Source organism: Streptomyces sp. WAC06614, from assembly GCF_003949795.1.
In the GTDB taxonomy this organism is placed as follows: Bacteria; Actinomycetota; Actinomycetes; order Streptomycetales; family Streptomycetaceae; genus Streptomyces.
Genome location: NZ_RPRY01000004.1, coordinates 18375 through 34604, shown reverse-complemented (window position 1 = coordinate 34604; position 16230 = coordinate 18375). Strand labels below are relative to the sequence as shown.

The window sequence follows — 16230 nt, the reverse complement described above, 5'->3', positions numbered from 1 at the left end:
GGATCAGGCGCAGCCGCTCACCGCTCGGTTCACCCCACCACCCGCAGCAGCAGGACCGACCGCGGCGCCATCGTGATGCGGGTGCCGGCGCGGTGGCGGAGGGTCGGGGGGATCGTCTGTTGTTCGTGGGACGTGTCGATCACCAGCTCGTACGACGTCGCCCACGGGGCGCCCGGGAGTTCCCAGGACAGGGGGCGGTCACCGGCGTGCAGGAGGGTCAGGAAGCTGTCGTCCGTCACCGGGCGGCCCCGGGCGTCGCGGCCGGGGATGTCGCGGCCCGAGAGGTACAGGCCCAGGGACGCGGTCGGGGCGTACCAGTCGCGTTCGGTCATCTCCCGGCCGTCCGGGGTGAACCAGGCCAGGTCGCGCAGGCCGTCCGCGCCCTGTTGCCGGCCCGAGAAGAAGGCCCGGCGGCGCAGGACCGGGTGTTCCCGGCGCAGGCGCAGCAGTCGGCGGGTCAGGGCGAACAGCTCGCGCCAGGCGGGTTCCTCCGTCAGGGACCAGTCCACCCAGCCCGTCGGGTTGTCCTGGCAGTAGGCGTTGTTGTTGCCGCCCTGGGTGCGGCCGAACTCGTCGCCCGCCACCAGCATCGGCACCCCGGTGGACAGCAGCAGGGTGGTCAGGAGGTTGCGCAGCTGGCGCCGGCGCAGGGACAGGATGCGGACGTCGTCGGTCTCGCCCTCGGCCCCGCAGTTCCAGGAGCGGTTGTCATGGGTGCCGTCCCGGTTGTCCTCCCCGTTCGCCTCGTTGTGCTTGCGCTCGTACGACACCAGGTCGCGCAGGGTGAAGCCGTCGTGGGCGGTGACGAAGTTGACCGAGGCGTACGGTCGCCTGCCGCCCCAGGCGTACAGGTCGCTGGAGCCCGACAGCCGGTAGCCCAGGTCCCGTACGTCCGGCAGGGCGCCCCGCCAGAAGTCCCGTACGGCGTCCCGGTAGCGGTCGTTCCACTCCGTCCACAGCGGAGGGAAGGAGCCCACCTGGTACCCGCCCGCGCCCACGTCCCACGGCTCGGCGATCAGCTTCACCCGGCGCAGCACCGGGTCCTGGGCGATCACCGCGAGGAAGGGGGAGAGCATGTCGACGTCGTGCATGGAGCGGGCCAGGGCCGCCGCCAGGTCGAAGCGGAAGCCGTCCACCCCCATCTCCGTGACCCAGTAGCGCAGCGAGTCCGTGATCAGGCGCAGCACGTGCGGGCGGCCCGCGTGCAGGGTGTTCCCGCAGCCGGTGTAGTCGGCGTAGCGGCGCTGGTCGGACTGGAGCCGGTAGTACCCGCGGTTGTCGATGCCGCGCAGCGACAGCGTCGGGCCGAGTTCGCCCGCCTCCGCGGTGTGGTTGTACACCACGTCCAGGATCACCTCGATCCCGGCCGCGTGCAGGGCCCGCACCATCCGCTTGAACTCCCCGACCTGCTGGCCGGCCGTCCCGCTGGCGGAGTACCCGGCGTGCGGGGCGAAGTAGCCGATCGAGTTGTAGCCCCAGTAGTTGCGCAGCCCCCGGCGCAGCAGGTGGTCCTCGTGCGCGAACTGGTGCACCGGCAGCAGCTCGACCGCCGTCACCCCCAGGTCCGTCAGGTGCCGGACCGCCGCCGGGTGGGCCAGCCCCGCGTACGTGCCGCGCAGCTCCTCGGGGATCCCCGGGTGGCGCATGGTGAAGCCGCGCACGTGCAGCTCGTAGATGACCGAGTCCTCCCACGGGGTCCTCGGCCGTACGTCGTCCGCCCAGTCGTCGTCATCGTGGACGACCACGCCCTTGGGCACGTACGGCGCCGAGTCCCGGTCGTCGCGGACGGTGTCGGCGATGTACTGCTGGGGCCAGTCACGGACGTGCCCGTACACCTCCGGGGGCAGGGTGAAGTCCCCGTCCACGGCCCGCGCGTACGGGTCCAGCAGCAGCTTCGCCGGGTTGTAGCGGGCCCCGGTCCAGGGGTCCCAGCGGCCGTGCACCCGGAACCCGTACCGCTGCCCGGGGCGCACGCCCGGCACGAAGCCGTGCCAGATCTCGTGCGTCAGCTCCGTCAGCGCGCACCGGGTCTCGGCCCCGGACGCGTCGAACAGGCACAGTTCCACGGACTCCGCGCCCGGGGCCCACAGGGCGAAGTTGGTGCCCGCGACCCCTTCGGGGCCGCCCCGGTAGCGCGCGCCCAGCGGGTCCGAGGAGCCCGGCCACACCGGTGGCGCCCCGGTGTCCGTCCCCGGGCCGGCCCGGCCGCCCCGGAGCTGGCCGCCCGTCAGGGCGGTGGCGGCGCGGGGGCCCGGCCGGCCGTTCGTCCGTCCGTTCGCCTGGCCGTTCGGCCGGCCCGTCACCGGGCGTACGGGCGCGGCGGCGCCACCGCCCCGCGTCCCGTCCACGGTGGCGCCACCGTCGTCCCGCGTCCCGTCCACGGTGGCGCCACCGTCGTCCCGCGTCCCGTCCGCGGCGGCGCCACCGTCCCGCGTCCCGTCCGCGGCGGCCTCCACCGCCTCCTGCTCGGCTGCACTCGACACCTGCCCGCCTCCACGGCTGTTCCAGGCCACGGCGGGGGTGGGGAGTGCGGCCCCGGCGTCCCGGCCCGGGCCCGCCCCCGTATGGTCCTTCCCACTGTTCTGCCCGGAACCTGGGCCGCACTCACGTTTCCCCCGAAGGGGCGCTGTCGTTGGACGGGACGTGAGACTTGTGACGTGTCGCCGGACCGGGACGGCCCTGGCCGTCCTGGCGGTGTGGGCGGGGTTGCTGGGCGGCTTGACCGGATGCACCGAGGACGGGCGGCCACCCGTCGAGATCCAGCTCCCGGGCAAACCCCGGTCCCCGGAGGAGGCGATCCGGATCACCCCGGACGACAACGCCAAGGGCGTCCCGGCCGAGGGCCCGCTGTCGGTGACCGTGCCCGAGGGCCGCCTGGAGCGGGTCAAGGTGGTCAAGGTGGAGGACGCCCAGGAGGAGGAGGTCCCCGGAGCCGTCGCCGAGGACGGCCTGAGCTGGAGTCCCGACCCGGAGCACGGCAAGCTCGCGCTGGCCGCCAAGTACACCGTGGACGCGGTCGCCGTGGACGGCCACGACCGGCGCCAGGCCCGGCACACCACCTTCACCACCTTCGTGCCGGAGGAGCGGTTCATCGGCTACTTCAAGCCCGAGCACCGCTCCACCGTCGGCACCGGGATGATCATCTCCTTCCGGTTCAGCCGGGCGATCACCCACCGGGCCGCCGTCGAGAAGGCCATCTCCGTCACCGCCAGCCCGCCCGTCGAGGTGGCCGGGCACTGGTTCGGCAACGACCGCCTGGACCTGCGGCCCAAGCAGTACTGGAAGCCGGGCACCGAGGTCACGATCGACCTGAAGCTGCGCGACGTCGAGGGCGCCCCCGGGTCGTACGGGCTGCAGAACAAGAAGGTCCGCTTCACGGTGGGCCGGCACCAGGTCTCCACCGTCGACGCGGAGGCGCACACCATGGTGGTGCGGCGCGGGGACGAGGTGCTCTCGACCGTCCCGATCAGCGCCGGCGCGCCCAAGACCACCACGTACAACGGCAAGATGGTGGTGATGGAGATGTTCGACGTCACCCGCATGAACGGCCAGACCGTCGGGTTCGGCGGCGAGTACGACATCCCCGACGTCCCGCACGCCATCCGGCTGACCAGCTCCGGGACCTTCCTGCACGGCAACTACTGGGCCAGCCCCGACACCTTCGGCACCACCAACACCAGCCACGGCTGCGTGGGTCTGCGCGACGACAAGGGCGGCGGCTCGGACACCCCGGCCGGCTGGTTCTTCGACCGGACCCTGATCGGCGACGTGGTGGAGGTGGTCAACTCCCAGGACAAGACCGTCGCCCCCAACAACGGCCTGGGCGGCTGGAACATGTCCTGGCCCGACTGGATCGCGGGCTCCGCCCTGACCTGAGTTCCCGGCACGGCCGCCGCGCGGTGGTCACCGTCAGGGTGACTCCAGTGATCGAAATGCCGTAGTCCGGGAGTGTCCTCGGGTGCCGTCTCCCGCTCCCCGCCCAGCCTGGCAGGCAGCAGTGCCGGCAGAAGGACGGAGAGACATGACAGCAAGGACGGCCACACGGCCCGGGCGGCTGGCCCTGGGCCTGGCCACGGCGGCGGCGGTGCTGGCCACCGCCGCCCCCGCCCAGCCGGCCCGGGCGGCGGGCCCCGCCGTACGGGCGGCGGCCCCGCTCCCGGGCGGACTGGGACCCTGTGCGGGGCCCGAGTGCCCGGACCGCTACCTCGACCCGCACACCGGTCCCGTCAACGGGCGCGACGCCGGGATCAACATCTTCGTCGGCGGCGACTTCCGGGTCCGCGAACGGGCCGCCGAGGCCGAGGGCCGGGTCGTCGTCCTCGGCTCCTTCGACCAGGACAAGGCCGACGGCGTCAGCCAGGTCTACAACGTGGGCATCGTCGGCGCCGGCTCCCAGACCCAGCCCCCGCTGGGCTCCGACTTCCTGACCACCGGCGGCGGCGTCTCCGTGGCCACCGGCGAACGCCTGCTGGCCGAGGGCGGAGTCGTCCGGCACGCCGGACCCCGCACCGGCACGGTCGTCGCGACGCGGCTGGAGCAGGACCCCCGCGCCGTCGAGCCGTACGCGGGCCTGCGCGACCGGCTCACCACCGCCAGCGAGTGCTACGCCCGGCCCGGCGGGACCCTGCGCCCGGCCACCGGGACCGTGGCCAACAGCGGCTTCGAGACGCTGTTCACCGGGGACGGGACCTCCGCCCTCCAGGTCTTCAACGTCGACGCCGACATCGCCGGGGCCAACCGCGTCCAGCAGGGCATCCGCTTCGCGCGGATCCCGGAGGGCGCCACGATCCTGGTGAACGTGCTCGGCAGCGACCGGGCCGTCGTCACCTACAGCGGCGAGCAGACCTACCGCCGCCGGCTGCTGTGGAACTTCCCCGACGCCACCGCCGTGGGCCTGCGCGGCAGCGGCCAGTTCCAGGGCGCGGTGCTGGTCGGCGACCAGAGCTCCGAGACCACGGTGACCCTGCCCGGCTTCAACGGCCGGTTCTTCACCGCCGGTTCCCTGACCCACACCAGCACCACCGGCGGCGGCCAGGAGTTCCACGCCTACCCGTTCGACGGGGACCTGCCCGACTGCGGTACCGGTCCGGTGCCGGTGACCGGTCAGGTCTCCGTGCTCAAGACCGACCCCGACGGCCGGCCGCTGCAGGGCGCCGAGTTCGAGCTCTGGCGCGAGGCCAACGGCACCCCGGGCCTGCAGACCGTCGGCATCAACGCCGACGTCAAGGAGACCGACTGCACCACGGACGCCGCCGGCCGCTGCACGTACAAGGCCGCGCTCGGCACGTACTACTGGCGCGAGACCACCGCCCCGCCCGGCTACGACCTGCCCGCCCAGCGGGTCTCGGACCCGCTGGTGCTGACCGCGGCGAACGCCGGCACCGGGGTGTCGTTCACCGCGGTCAACCGCCGTACCCCCGAGCCGCCGGAGCCGACCGGCCGGGTGGCCGTGCGCAAGACGGACGCGGTGACCGGAGAGCCGCTGGCCGGGGCCCGCTTCGAGCTGTGGCGCGAGACCAACGACGTCGAGGGGCTCCAGACCACCGGTGACACGCCGGACGAGCGGCTGCTGGAGTGCCGGACCGACGCGCAGGGCCGCTGTTCCCTCGTGGTCGGCGCGGGCGAGACGTACTACTGGCGCGAGACCCGCGCCCCCGACGGCTACGACCTGCCGACCGTGGTGGTCACCCGGGTCGACCTGCCCGAGCCGAACGCCTCCGCCGGGGTGACCGTCACCGTCACCAACCGCCGGACCCAGGGCCAGAACGACGGCACGATCCGGATCGAGAAGAAGGACGCCAAGAAGGGCGTGCCGCTGGCCGGGGCCGTGTTCGAGCTGTGGCAGGAGACCAACGGCACCGAGGGGCTCCAGACCGAGGGCGACGACCTCGACCTGCTGGTGCGGCCGGGCTGCCGTACGGACGCCCAGGGGGTGTGCACCTTCGGCTACCTGCCCGACGGCTGGTACTACCTGCGGGAGATCGCCGTCCCCGACGGGTACGTCCTGCCCCGCGACGCGGTGACCGGCCCGCTGCGGCTCGACCGTGACACCCCGGACCACCGGCTCGTGGTGGCGCTGACCAACGTACGCGACCACCACGGCAAGCCGGACCACCACGGCAAGCCGGGCCACAAGCCGGGCCACAAGCCGGGCCACAAGCCCGGTCACAAGCCGGGCCACCACAAGCCGGGCCACAAGCCCGGTCACGGCAAGCCCGGGCACCACGAGCCGCGGGGCTGAGGAACCCGCCCGGCAGGAGAACGCCGGGGGCCGGTACACGGAACACCACCCTCCCCACTTGGGACGGAACGGTGACACGTCCGTTTCTCTTCGTGATGCACCCATGTGGTTACCTGTCGTCATGCGCGCGACGCGTAGGCGCGCGGGGGACATGGGGAGAAAAGCGTGAAGGTGCAGCCTCAGCGGCGCATCCGTACCGGCCTGCCGGCCCTGCTGCTCGGCGCGGCGCTGCTGCTCACCACCGCCTGCAGTGGCGGTGCCGGTGGCGGCCAGGGCGACAAGGGGGGCAACGGCGGCGGTGCCCGGACGGGCAACGAGGCCTCGCAGGCCGTCGTCACCATCAAGCCGGACGACGGCTCCAAGGAAGTCGAGACCAGCGGCGTGCTGAAGATATCCAGCACGGGCGGCAAGCTCACCACGGTGACGGTCGCCGACACCAAGGGCAATGCCGTCGAGGGCAAGCTCTCCGGCGACGGCACCAGTTGGGAGCCGGCCCGGCACCTGGGCGCGGCCACCGAGTACAAGGTCCACGCGGTCGCCAAGGACGAGGCGGGCCGGGAGTCCGCCAAGGACATCACCTTCACCACCCTCACCCCGAAGAACACCTTCGTCGGCCACTACCAGCCCGAGGACGGCACCACCGTCGGCGTGGGCATGCCGGTGTCGATCAACTTCTCGCGCGGCATCACCAACACCGAGGCCGTGGAGAAGGCGATCCAGGTCACGGCGGACCCGCCGGTGCAGATCGAGGGCCACTGGTTCGGCAACGACCGGCTCGACTTCCGCCCCGAGAACTACTGGAAGGCGGGCACCAAGGTGACCGTCAAGCTGGGTCTCGACGGCGTCGAGGGGCGCCCGGGGGTCTACGGCAAGCAGACCCGCACCTTCTCCTTCACCGTCGGCCGGTCCCAGGTCTCCACGGTGGACGCGAGCACCCACCAGATGGAGGTCGTCCGCGACGGCCAGGTCATCAAGTCCGTCCCGATCACCGCGGGCGCCCCGTCCACGACCACGTACAACGGTCAGATGGTCATCAGCGAGAAGTACAAGGTGACCCGGATGAACGGGGCCACCGTCGGCTTCGGCGGCGAGTACGACATCTCCGACGTGCCGCACGCGATGCGCCTGTCGAACTCCGGCACCTTCGTCCACGGGAACTACTGGGCCGCCTCCAGCACCTTCGGCTCGGAGAACGTCAGCCACGGCTGCGTGGGTCTGCGCGACGTCCGCGGCGCGTACGACGACAACGCCCCGGCGGCCTGGTTCTTCAACGAGTCGCTGATCGGTGACGTGGTCGTGGTGAAGAACTCCAAGGACAAGCAGATCGCTCCCGACAACGGCCTCAACGGGTGGAACATGCCCTGGTCGGAGTGGATCAAGTAGCCCTGCTGGTGCGGGACGGTTAACGGGCACTAACGTGCCCGTATGACCATCTCTCTCGAAGTCTCCGAAGGCGTCGGCACCATCCGGCTGGACCGCCCGCCGATGAACGCCCTCGACATCGCCACCCAGGACCGGCTGCGCGAGCTCGCCGTGGAGGCGAGCGACCGCTCCGACGTCCGCGCGGTGATCCTCCACGGTGGCGAGAAGGTGTTCGCGGCGGGCGCGGACATCAAGGAGATGCAGGTCATGGACCACGCGGCGATGGTCGCGCGGTCCCGGGCCCTGCAGGACTCCTTCACCGCCGTGGCCCGGATCCCCAAGCCGGTCGTCGCGGCGATCACCGGCTACGCGCTGGGCGGCGGCTGCGAGCTGGCGCTGTGCGCCGACTACCGGATCGCCGCCGACAACGCCAAGCTCGGCCAGCCCGAGATCCTGCTCGGTCTGATCCCGGGCGCCGGTGGCACCCAGCGGCTGTCCCGGCTGATCGGCCCGTCCCGGGCCAAGGACCTCATCTTCACCGGCCGCATGGTCAAGGCGGACGAGGCCCTCACGCTGGGCCTGGTCGACCGCGTGGTGCCGGCCGCCGAGGTCTACGAGCAGGCGCACGCCTGGGCCGCGAAGCTCGCCCAGGGCCCGGCCATCGCGCTGCGCGCGGCCAAGGAGTCCGTGGACGCGGGTCTGGAGGCCGACATCGACACCGGCCTGGCCATCGAACGCACCTGGTTCGCCGGGCTGTTCGCGACCGAGGACCGCGAGCGCGGGATGCGCAGCTTCGTCGAGGAGGGCCCCGGAAAGGCCAAATTCGTCTAGTCGGCTGGGTGATCACCCTGTGGGTGGATTAGCCAGGGCTTAAGGCAGCCTTAAGCGTGGGCGGGCACCCACTCTCCGTGATGATCTCCCGGCGTGATGTCACCGCAGGTCACGACGGGTATGACAACTCCTCGGATGCCGAGGTCATATGACACGACACCCCCTGTGCGGCCGGGCCGGCAGGGGGTGTTTTCCTGCGAGACGGCACGGGAGGGGCACCGGGCCGTCCATGATGGGTGCATGGCGGGCCTGGAGGGTGTGGAACAACCGCGGCAGCGCGGCGGCGCTTCCGCTGTACGGCTGGTGGCGGCTATCGAGGACGAACAGGGCCTGAGGGCACTGGAGTTGTACGGCAACCCGGCCGAGGCCGAAGTGACGCTCCCGTCCCTGCCGGAATCCGCGAGCACCGCGCGGCGGATCACCCAGTGCGTGGTGGTCCGGCTGTGGGGCCTGTCCCCGCAGATCGCCGAGCATGTCGTGCTGCTGGTCTCCGAGCTCGTCGGCAACGCCGTCCGGCACACCGGCGCCCGCTCCTTCGGCCTGCGCATGCTGCGCCGGCGCGGCTGGATCCGGGTCGAGGTGCGCGATCCCTCGCGCGGGCTGCCCTGTCTGATGCCGGTGCACGAGCTGGACACCACCGGTCGGGGGCTGTTCCTGGTGGACAAGCTCTCCGACCGCTGGGGCGCGGACCTGCTGCCGCGCGGCAAGACCACCTGGTTCGAGATGCGGGTCGCCGACCGCTGAGCGGCGACGCGCGGCCGCCGGGCCCCGGAAAGCCTGAAGCCCCCAGTCGCCGGAGTGGGGCGCCGCGGGGGCTTCATAGGGGTGCCGAGGACCGGTGGGGTGTGGGTCCTCGGCGGGGATGACTTCGCTCGGGTCAATGGGGAAGTCGTGGTTCCGACTATGGCAGACAACCGCCCCGAACACCAAAAGTCCCTACTCGGACATAAGTGTGCATATCGCAATAGTTTCGCGTTGAATCCTAGGTGAGGTGGGCCACCCGCCTCACAATCCATGCATACATATGGGCCCACGTGCGTGAATCGTTGATGGAAGGGTGGTGAACGGCCCGGGAGGTCCGCCCTGGTCCAGGGTCCCGAATTGGGTCAATCATTACCTTCAGGGCCAACCACCCCTTAAATGGGCAGGTGCTCTGTTATCCAGACCGCCGCGCGGCCCTGCGCGCGAGCGCGGCGGCCGTCGCCGGGGCCTTGGCCGCCGCCTGCGGCACGACCCGTACGACCCCCGCCGCGCACCCCGGCTCCTCACCCCCGGCCGCCCCGCCGGCGGCGGCCCGGCCCGGCCGGGCGCCCGGCCGCGCGGCCGCCGGGCCGCGCCGGTTCCCCGGCCTGCCCGTCCAGATCGACCACGGCCCGCGCGACCGGCCCGCGGTCGCGCTCACCTTCCACGGCAACGGCGACCCCGCCACCGCCCGCGCCGTCCTGGCCGAGGCCGAGCGCGCGGGCGCCCGGGTGACCGTCCTGGCCATCGGCACCTGGCTCGACGCCCACCCCGAACTCGCCCGCCGGATCCTCGACGGCGGACACGAGCTCGGCAACCACACCTGGCACCACGGCGACATCAACGCCATGCCCGAGGCCGAGGCGTACGCCGAGATCACCGGCTGCGCCGAGCGGCTCAAGCGGCTCACCGGCTCCATCGGCCCCTGGTTCCGCCACTCCCAGGGCCAGTACGCCGCCCCGCTCGTCCAGCGCCTGGCCCAGCGGGCCGGCTATCCGCACGTCCTGTCGTACGACGTGGACTCCCTCGACTTCACCTCGCCCGGTGCCGCGGCCGTCATCCGCAACGTCATCGGGCCGGTCCGCAGCGGATCGGTGGTGAGCCTGCACTTCGGCTACGCGGACACGGTCGACGCGATGCCGCCCCTCCTCGAAGAACTCGCGCGCCGCAAGCTGCGCGCGGTGACCACCACGGAGCTGCTGACGCCATGACGACCACCCGCCCTTCCCGGAGGGCCACCGCGCTGTTCGCCGGACTGGTCCTCGCCGCCCTGGCCGGCTGCGGCGCCGGCAGCGGGGGCAAGCCCGAGGCCCTCGGCTCGGCCGGCGCCGGCCGGCCCGTGAAGGCCGTCCCGGAGGTCCCGCCGGGCCTGCCCGGGATGCCCCCGGTCCTCGATCCCAAGGACGTGTACGCCGCCGACCGGCCCAACAAGCTCTCCCCGCTGGTCAAGGACTTCCCGTCCCGGATCTACGTGCCGAACACCAACTCCAACACCGTCTCCGTCATCGACCCGGCGTCGTACAAGGTCATCGACACCATCCCGGTCGGGGTCCAGCCGCAGCACGTGGTGCCGTCCTGGGACCTGAAGACCCTGTGGGTCAACAACAACCGCGGGCACACGCTGACCCCGATCAACCCGGCGACGGGGGAGGCGGGCGAGCCGGTCGAGGTGCACGACCCCTACAACCTGTACTTCACGCCCAACGGCAAGTACGCGGTGGTGATGGCCTCGCTCGACCGCGAGCTGGTCTTCCGCGACCCGCACACCATGGACCGGGTCAAGACCGTGCCGGTGACCTGCTTCGGGGTCAACCACGCGGACTTCTCCGCGGACGGCCGCTACTTCATCGTCTCCTGCGAGTTCTCCGGTGAGCTGCTGAAGGTGGACACCGAGAAGATGGAGGTCGTCGGCCAGCAGAAACTGCCCTACGAGGGCGCGATGCCGCAGGACGTGAAGATCTCCCCGGACGGCAAGACGTTCTACGTCGCCGACATGATGGCCGACGGCATGTGGGTGCTCAGCGGCGACACGTTCGACACCCCGCGCCTGCTGCCCACCGGAAAGGGCTGCCACGGCCTGTACGTCAGCCGGGACTCGCGGGAGATGTACGTCTCCAACCGCGGCGAGGGCAGCATCTCGGTCTTCGACTTCACCGCGAAGAAGCTGACCAAGAAGTGGGAGCTGCCGGACGGCGGCAGCCCCGACATGGGCGGCGTCTCCGCCGACGGCAAGGTGCTGTGGCTGTCGGGCCGCTACAACTCCGAGGTCTACGCCATCGACACCGCCACCGGCAAGCAGCTGGCCCGGATCCCGGTCGGCGACGGCCCGCACGGCCTCGCCGTCTATCCGCAGCCCGGCCGCTACTCGCTCGGCCACACCGGCATCTTCCGCTGACGGGTGGAGCCCCGGGGACCGGACGGGATCCCCGGGGCCCCTGCTCACCAGGCGACCGGCAGCCGCTCCGGCAGGCGCTTGATGAACCCGGTGCGCCACACCAGGTTCTCCGCCGGCACCGCCAGCCGCAGCGACGGCAGCCGCTCGACCAGCACCTCCAGCGCGATCTCCGCGTGCGCCCGGCCCAGGGCCGAGGCCGGGCAGAAGTGCCGGCCGCCACCGAAGGCGAGGTGGGCGTGGGGGCCCTCCCGCTCCAGGTCGAGCACCTCGGGCCGGTCGAAGGCCTCCGGGTCGAAGTTGGCCCCTTCGAGCAGGACGAGCACCAGCTCGCCCTCGCGGACCAGCACGTCACCGAGCTGGATGTCGGCCAGGGCGATGCGCGGCAGTCCGTCCCCCACGGACAGGTTCCAGCGCAGCAGCTCGTCCACGGCCTTCGGCATCCGCTCCGGGTGCTCCCGCAGGTAGCCGATCAGCTCCGGCCGCTGGAGCAGCGCGAGCACCGCCAGCACCAGGAACGCGGAGGTGGAGACGGCGCCGGCGCCGAACAGCGAGACGGCGACGGTCGCGAACATCTCGTCGGTCAGGTGCGCCGACTCCGGGTCGGCCTCCTTCAGCCCGGCGAACCGGCCGAGGAGCCCCGTACGCTCCTCGGCGGGTCGGCCCAGCTGGGCGGCCAGCTGCCCGCTGAAGTAGCCCACGTCCTTGTACCAGTTGAGGGCCGAGTCGGCGAACGGCTCACGGGCGGTCATGAACGCCACGTCCAGCCCCGACATCAGCCGCCGCCAGTCGTCGAACGGCACCCCGAGCACCCGGCAGTGCAGCGCCGCCGAGAAGGGGTCGGCGAACCCCGCCCGGAGGTCGGCCGGACCGCCTTCGGCGACCAGGGCGTCGATCAGCTCACCGGCCTGGGCCCGCAGCCAGTCCTGCAGGCCCTGCCGGCGCGGGTTGAGCGCCTTCATCACCGCGTTGCGCAGGCCCGCGCTGTTGATGTTCCCCATGTTGTCGACGACCTCGGGCGGGATCGTCAGCGCGTACTGCCGCGGCACCCAGGCGTTCGCGGTGTCCTTCAGACTGAACCGCTCGTCCTCCAGCACCTGCTTGGCCAGCGCATAGCTGCTCACCAGCCAGGCGGTGTCCCCCGTCAGGGTGCGGACCTTGGCCACCGGCGCCTTCTCGCGCAGCCAGGCGCACTCCTCGGGGAGCACGTCACCGCGCCGGGAGAGCGGGAAGTCCAGGAGCGGCTGCTCCTCGGTGCTCTCAAGCTGCCTGGTACTCAACGACGTTCCTTTCGGGACTTTCACGACGTTCCGGACGTACGACGGCGTAGGCCTGGTTGCGGGTGGCGCGCAGGCCCCCGCCGCGGGCGTAGAGCACCTCGGTCAGCGGCATCTGGACGTGGTAGGCCGCCACCGAGGACGGGACCTCCAGGATGCTCGGGGTGTCCACGAAGAACGGGAGTTCCGCCGCCATGTAGTCGAAACAGACCTGCAACTGTTCGTCCGTGATGGATTCACCTTCCGGCAACTTGGAACCGACGAAGTGCAGGGCCATCTGCTCACAGCCCTTACGGAATTCGTCATCGGTTTCCAGGAAATGCAGCACCCGTCGGTGCAGCAACTGGTACACCGGGTTGTCCCCGAACTCGGAAAGTGCCCTCACCCGAATCTCGGCGTGGTGCGGAGAGGACTCCTCCACGCCTTTGAGGATGCGCCGCCGGACCGCTTTGATCTCCTTCGAGGCACGCTTCTCGGCGTGCTCCCGGCTGTAGCCGAAGGCGGCGAACATCCGGTCCACGTGGAGGTCGGCGTAGACGAAGTCGACCTGCGCGAAGCGTGTCGTGGCCCACCGGGCGAGCATGGCGATGCGCTCGGCACTGAAGTAGCTGTTGCCAGGACTCACGCCGATGAGCACATGGTCGCCGTCTTCCCAGATATGGCGGCACGTACGGGTGAAGGGCAGAACTTCGAATGATGCGTCAGTAGTGATCGTCACCTATGTGATCGCCCTTGTTGCCGCTTGTCCCTGGGAGCCCTGCGCTCCTGGTGTGGCGGCAATGCCGCAACGTTATGCGGTGGCGCCGGAGCGTGACAAGTGGAAGGCCGATTTGTTGGCTGGAACTATAGCTTCCGGCTTACCGGGGCGGCTTTGAATTTCTTTCTGCCGCCCGATCGGGACCCCGGGGTCCGCGCCGGCCGCGGGGCCGCTACCCTGAGCCGGTCAACAAGCACGAAGAAGGGGTGGACCCAGTGGCGGACATCGACCGCGCCCGGGAGACGTTCAACAAGTTCGACAAGGACGGCGACGGCTTCGTCACGGCCGCCGAGTACCGCGAGGTCATGGCCGCGATGGGCGACTACCACGTCACCACCACGGTCGCCGAGGCCGTCATCGCCTCGAAGGACATCGACGGCGACAAGGTGATGAGCTTCGACGAGTTCTGGGCCTCCCTGAACAAGTAGGCCTCGCGCCCGCCCGCCCCGGCCGTGCACCTGCCGCGCCGGGGCGCCGCCGTGCCCGGCGGAGGTCAGGCCATGTCCTCGACCTCCGCGAGGGCCTCTTCCAGCCAGCCCAGCCAGAACGTCTCCAGGGCGATCCCGCCGTGCAGGACCAGCCGGCGCAGCCGGTCCCCGTCGGAGGCGCGCTCCGGCGGGAAGTCCTTCGCCTCGATGGCCTCGTACACCGCCAACTGCCTCCGGTGCAGCTCCAGGTGCCGCCGCAGCTCCGGCAGCAGCCCCTGGGCGCCCACCACCGCCGCCGCCCGCATCCGCAGCAGCAGCGGGTCCCGGACGGCCTTGGGGTCCTGGCTCTGGCCGACCCACCGCCGCAGCTCGTCCGACCCGGCCGGCAGCACCTCGAACTCCTTCTTCTGCCCGCGCGCCGGCTGCACGCTCGGCAGCGCCCGGATCAGCCCGGCCTCCTCCAGCTTCCCCAGCTCGCGGTAGATCTGCTGGTGCGTGGCCGACCAGAAGTAGCCGATCGACCTGTCGAACCGCCGGGTCAGCTCCAGCCCCGACGAGGGCTTCTCCAGCAGGGCGGTGAGGATGGCGTGCGGCAGCGACATGCCGCCATCCTAGGTTTGCGCCGCTCCCGGCACCTCGGGCCGCCAGCCGGCCAAGGCCTGCGGGGTGCGCGGCGCTCCGGCCCCGGGCGCCAGCAGTCCGTGCGCGCGCAGCACGGCCGCCACCGCCGGCGCCCAGGCCGGCCGCAGCCGGGCCGAGGCCAGCAGCTCCGGGTCGGACAGCAGCACGTCCGCCGGGCCGGTCCGGATGCCCGACGGGGTGAGCACGGCCGCGTCGTCGGCCCAGCGCACCGCCAGGTCCACGTCGTGCGTGGCCATCACCACCGTGGTCCCGGTGAGCCCCGCCAGCACCTCCAGCAGCCGCTCCTGGCCGTCCGGGTCCAGGCCCGCCGTCGGCTCGTCCAGGATCAGCACCCGAGGCCGCATGGCCACCGCGCCGGCGATCGCGGCCCGCTTGCGCTGGCCGTAGGACAGCAGATGGGTGGGCCGGTCCCGCAGGGCGGTGATGTCCAGCGCGGTCAGGGCGGCTTCCACCCGGGCCCGTACCTCCTCGGGCGGCAGGCCGAGGTTCATCGGGCCGAAGGAGACGTCCTGCTCCACCGAGGCGGCGAACAGCTGGTCGTCGGGGTCCTGGACCACGAGCTGCACCGAGGACCGCAGCCGGGTCAGCCCCTTGCGGTCGTACGCCACCGGCTCCCCGTCGAGCAGCAGGCTGCCCGCCGACGGCCGCAGGCCCCCGCTGAGCAGGCGCATCAGGGTGGTCTTGCCGCTGCCGTTGCGGCCCAGCAGGGCCAGCGCCCGGCCCTCGGCGATCGCGAACTCCACCCCGGACAGCACCGGGGGGCCGTCCTCGTACGCGTAGCTCGCGCCCGACAGTCGTACCAACGGCTTCACGGCCGGAGTCCTTCCAGAGCGAGGGTCGCGCCGACCACGCCGGTCAGCAGGGCCGCCGTGGCGGCCAGGAAACGCGGGGACACCGCCGCCTCGGGCACCAGCACCCGCAGCGTGCCGTCGTAGCCCCGCCCGGCCAGGCCCGCCTGGAGCCGCGCCGCCCGGTCGAAGGCCCGGACGAACGAGGTCGCGGCCAGGCCGGCCACCGAACGCCACAGCGCGGCCCGGCCGGTGTGGCCGAGCCGGGCCGCCTGGGCGGCGTGCACCTGGGCGACCGCGTCCAGCAGCAGGAAACCGATCCGGTACATCACCAGGGCCACGTCCACCACCGGTGCCGGGACCCCCGCCCGGACCAGGCGGGGCAGCACGTCGGAGACGGGCGTGGTGAAGGCGAACAGCAGCACCCCGAGGGAGGCCGCCGAGGTGCGCAGCAGCAACTCGGTCGCGTGCCGAGGTCCGTCGGGGGCGAGGGCGACGGGCCCGGCCGGGCCGCCGACCGCCACCAGGAGCGGCAGTGCGCCGGTGACGCAGAAGCCCAGCGGGAGCCGGAACGCCCGCCACAGCTGCCGCCGCCCGACCCCCGCCGGGCCGAGCAGCACGGCGAGGGTGGCCACGGCCACCAGCGGCGCCCCGGGCCAGGGCGGGAGCGCCACGGCGCACCCGGTCAGCCCGAGCCCCAGCAGGGCCTTCTCCAGCGGGTGCCGGTGCCGCCAGCGGCTCGCGTGCGCGGCGGCGTCGATCGGCAGCACG

14 protein-coding genes are annotated in these 16230 nt (G+C 72.2%); 8 read left to right on the top strand and 6 right to left on the bottom strand.

Translation table 11 applies throughout. The features are described from left to right. Positions 1 to 29: 29 nt before the first annotated feature. Positions 30 to 2231, bottom strand: coding sequence for a glycogen debranching protein GlgX (gene glgX / locus EF918_RS01115; protein WP_260609684.1), 2202 nt, complete (start codon positions 2229 to 2231; stop codon positions 30 to 32). Between the two features lie 412 nt (positions 2232 to 2643). Between glgX and EF918_RS01110 the strand changes: the two genes are divergently transcribed. The 7 genes from EF918_RS01110 to EF918_RS01080 all read left to right on the top strand — a co-directional run bounded on the left by EF918_RS01110 (position 2644) and on the right by EF918_RS01080 (position 11570). Then, complete coding sequence (locus tag EF918_RS01110) at positions 2644 to 3876, top strand: Ig-like domain-containing protein (protein ID WP_260609681.1); 1233 nt, start codon at positions 2644 to 2646, stop codon at positions 3874 to 3876. 145 nt (positions 3877 to 4021) lie between these two features. Next, positions 4022 to 6241, top strand: coding sequence for a choice-of-anchor A family protein (locus EF918_RS36670; protein ID WP_185921545.1), 2220 nt, complete (start codon positions 4022 to 4024; stop codon positions 6239 to 6241). Positions 6242 to 6412: 171 nt separating this feature from the next. Then, positions 6413 to 7624 carry an Ig-like domain-containing protein gene (locus EF918_RS01100; RefSeq protein WP_125639125.1) on the top strand — a complete coding sequence of 404 codons (1212 nt, stop codon included), beginning with the start codon at positions 6413 to 6415 and terminating at the stop codon, positions 7622 to 7624. 42 nt (positions 7625 to 7666) lie between these two features. Continuing rightward, positions 7667 to 8434 carry an enoyl-CoA hydratase/isomerase family protein gene (locus tag EF918_RS01095; RefSeq protein WP_125639061.1) on the top strand — a complete coding sequence of 256 codons (768 nt, stop codon included), beginning with the start codon at positions 7667 to 7669 and terminating at the stop codon, positions 8432 to 8434. A gap of 135 nt (positions 8435 to 8569) precedes the next feature. Further along, a complete protein-coding gene (locus tag EF918_RS01090) occupies positions 8570 to 9178 on the top strand; it encodes an ATP-binding protein (RefSeq protein WP_260609680.1) in 609 nt (202 codons plus the stop codon). A gap of 404 nt (positions 9179 to 9582) precedes the next feature. Continuing rightward, positions 9583 to 10386 (top strand): polysaccharide deacetylase family protein, encoded by an 804-nt coding sequence (locus EF918_RS01085; protein ID WP_260609679.1) that lies wholly within the window; start codon positions 9583 to 9585, stop codon positions 10384 to 10386. Next, the gene (locus EF918_RS01080; protein ID WP_125639055.1) at positions 10383 to 11570 is read left to right on the top strand and encodes a YncE family protein; all 1188 of its coding nucleotides are present in this window, start codon (positions 10383 to 10385) and stop codon (positions 11568 to 11570) included. Before EF918_RS01085 ends, EF918_RS01080 begins: the two co-directional genes overlap by 4 nt. A 44-nt stretch (positions 11571 to 11614) precedes the next feature. Here EF918_RS01080 and EF918_RS01075 read toward each other — a convergent pair whose 3' ends face one another. Beyond that, on the bottom strand, positions 11615 to 12847 hold the full coding sequence (locus EF918_RS01075; RefSeq protein ID WP_125639052.1) for a cytochrome P450: 1233 nt from the start codon (positions 12845 to 12847) through the stop codon (positions 11615 to 11617). Then, a complete protein-coding gene (locus EF918_RS01070) occupies positions 12828 to 13562 on the bottom strand; it encodes a tRNA-dependent cyclodipeptide synthase (protein ID WP_125639049.1) in 735 nt (244 codons plus the stop codon). Before EF918_RS01070 ends, EF918_RS01075 begins: the two co-directional genes overlap by 20 nt. Before the next feature lie 254 nt (positions 13563 to 13816). On the opposite strand from EF918_RS01070, the gene EF918_RS01065 reads away from it, so the two are divergent. Continuing rightward, the gene (locus EF918_RS01065) at positions 13817 to 14029 is read left to right on the top strand and encodes an EF-hand domain-containing protein (RefSeq protein ID WP_125639046.1); all 213 of its coding nucleotides are present in this window, start codon (positions 13817 to 13819) and stop codon (positions 14027 to 14029) included. Positions 14030 to 14094: 65 nt separating this feature from the next. Here the strand turns inward: EF918_RS01065 and EF918_RS01060 are convergent, their stop codons facing one another. The 3 genes from EF918_RS01060 to cbiQ are packed head-to-tail and all read right to left on the bottom strand — an operon-like array spanning position 14095 to position 16229. After that, positions 14095 to 14631 (bottom strand): PadR family transcriptional regulator, encoded by a 537-nt coding sequence (locus tag EF918_RS01060; protein WP_125639043.1) that lies wholly within the window; start codon positions 14629 to 14631, stop codon positions 14095 to 14097. Positions 14632 to 14640: 9 nt separating this feature from the next. After that, positions 14641 to 15483 (bottom strand): energy-coupling factor ABC transporter ATP-binding protein, encoded by an 843-nt coding sequence (locus tag EF918_RS01055; protein ID WP_125639040.1) that lies wholly within the window; start codon positions 15481 to 15483, stop codon positions 14641 to 14643. Further along, a complete protein-coding gene (cbiQ, locus tag EF918_RS01050) occupies positions 15480 to 16229 on the bottom strand; it encodes a cobalt ECF transporter T component CbiQ (protein WP_125639037.1) in 750 nt (249 codons plus the stop codon). The genes EF918_RS01055 and cbiQ overlap by 4 nt, the downstream gene beginning before the upstream one ends. Position 16230 lies beyond the last annotated feature (1 nt).

What these genes read in the sequence shown, in the direction of transcription:
- EF918_RS36670 (WP_185921545.1), top strand. Translation starts at nt 4,022, where the DNA reads ATGACAGCAAGGACGGCCACACGGCCCGGGCGGCTGGCCCTGGGCCTG.
- EF918_RS01080 (WP_125639055.1), top strand. Translation starts at nt 10,383, where the DNA reads ATGACGACCACCCGCCCTTCCCGGAGGGCCACCGCGCTGTTCGCCGGA.
- EF918_RS01095 (WP_125639061.1), top strand. Translation starts at nt 7,667, where the DNA reads ATGACCATCTCTCTCGAAGTCTCCGAAGGCGTCGGCACCATCCGGCTG.
- EF918_RS01090 (WP_260609680.1), top strand. Translation starts at nt 8,570, where the DNA reads ATGCCGAGGTCATATGACACGACACCCCCTGTGCGGCCGGGCCGGCAG.
- EF918_RS01060 (WP_125639043.1), bottom strand. Translation starts at nt 14,631, where the DNA reads ATGTCGCTGCCGCACGCCATCCTCACCGCCCTGCTGGAGAAGCCCTCG.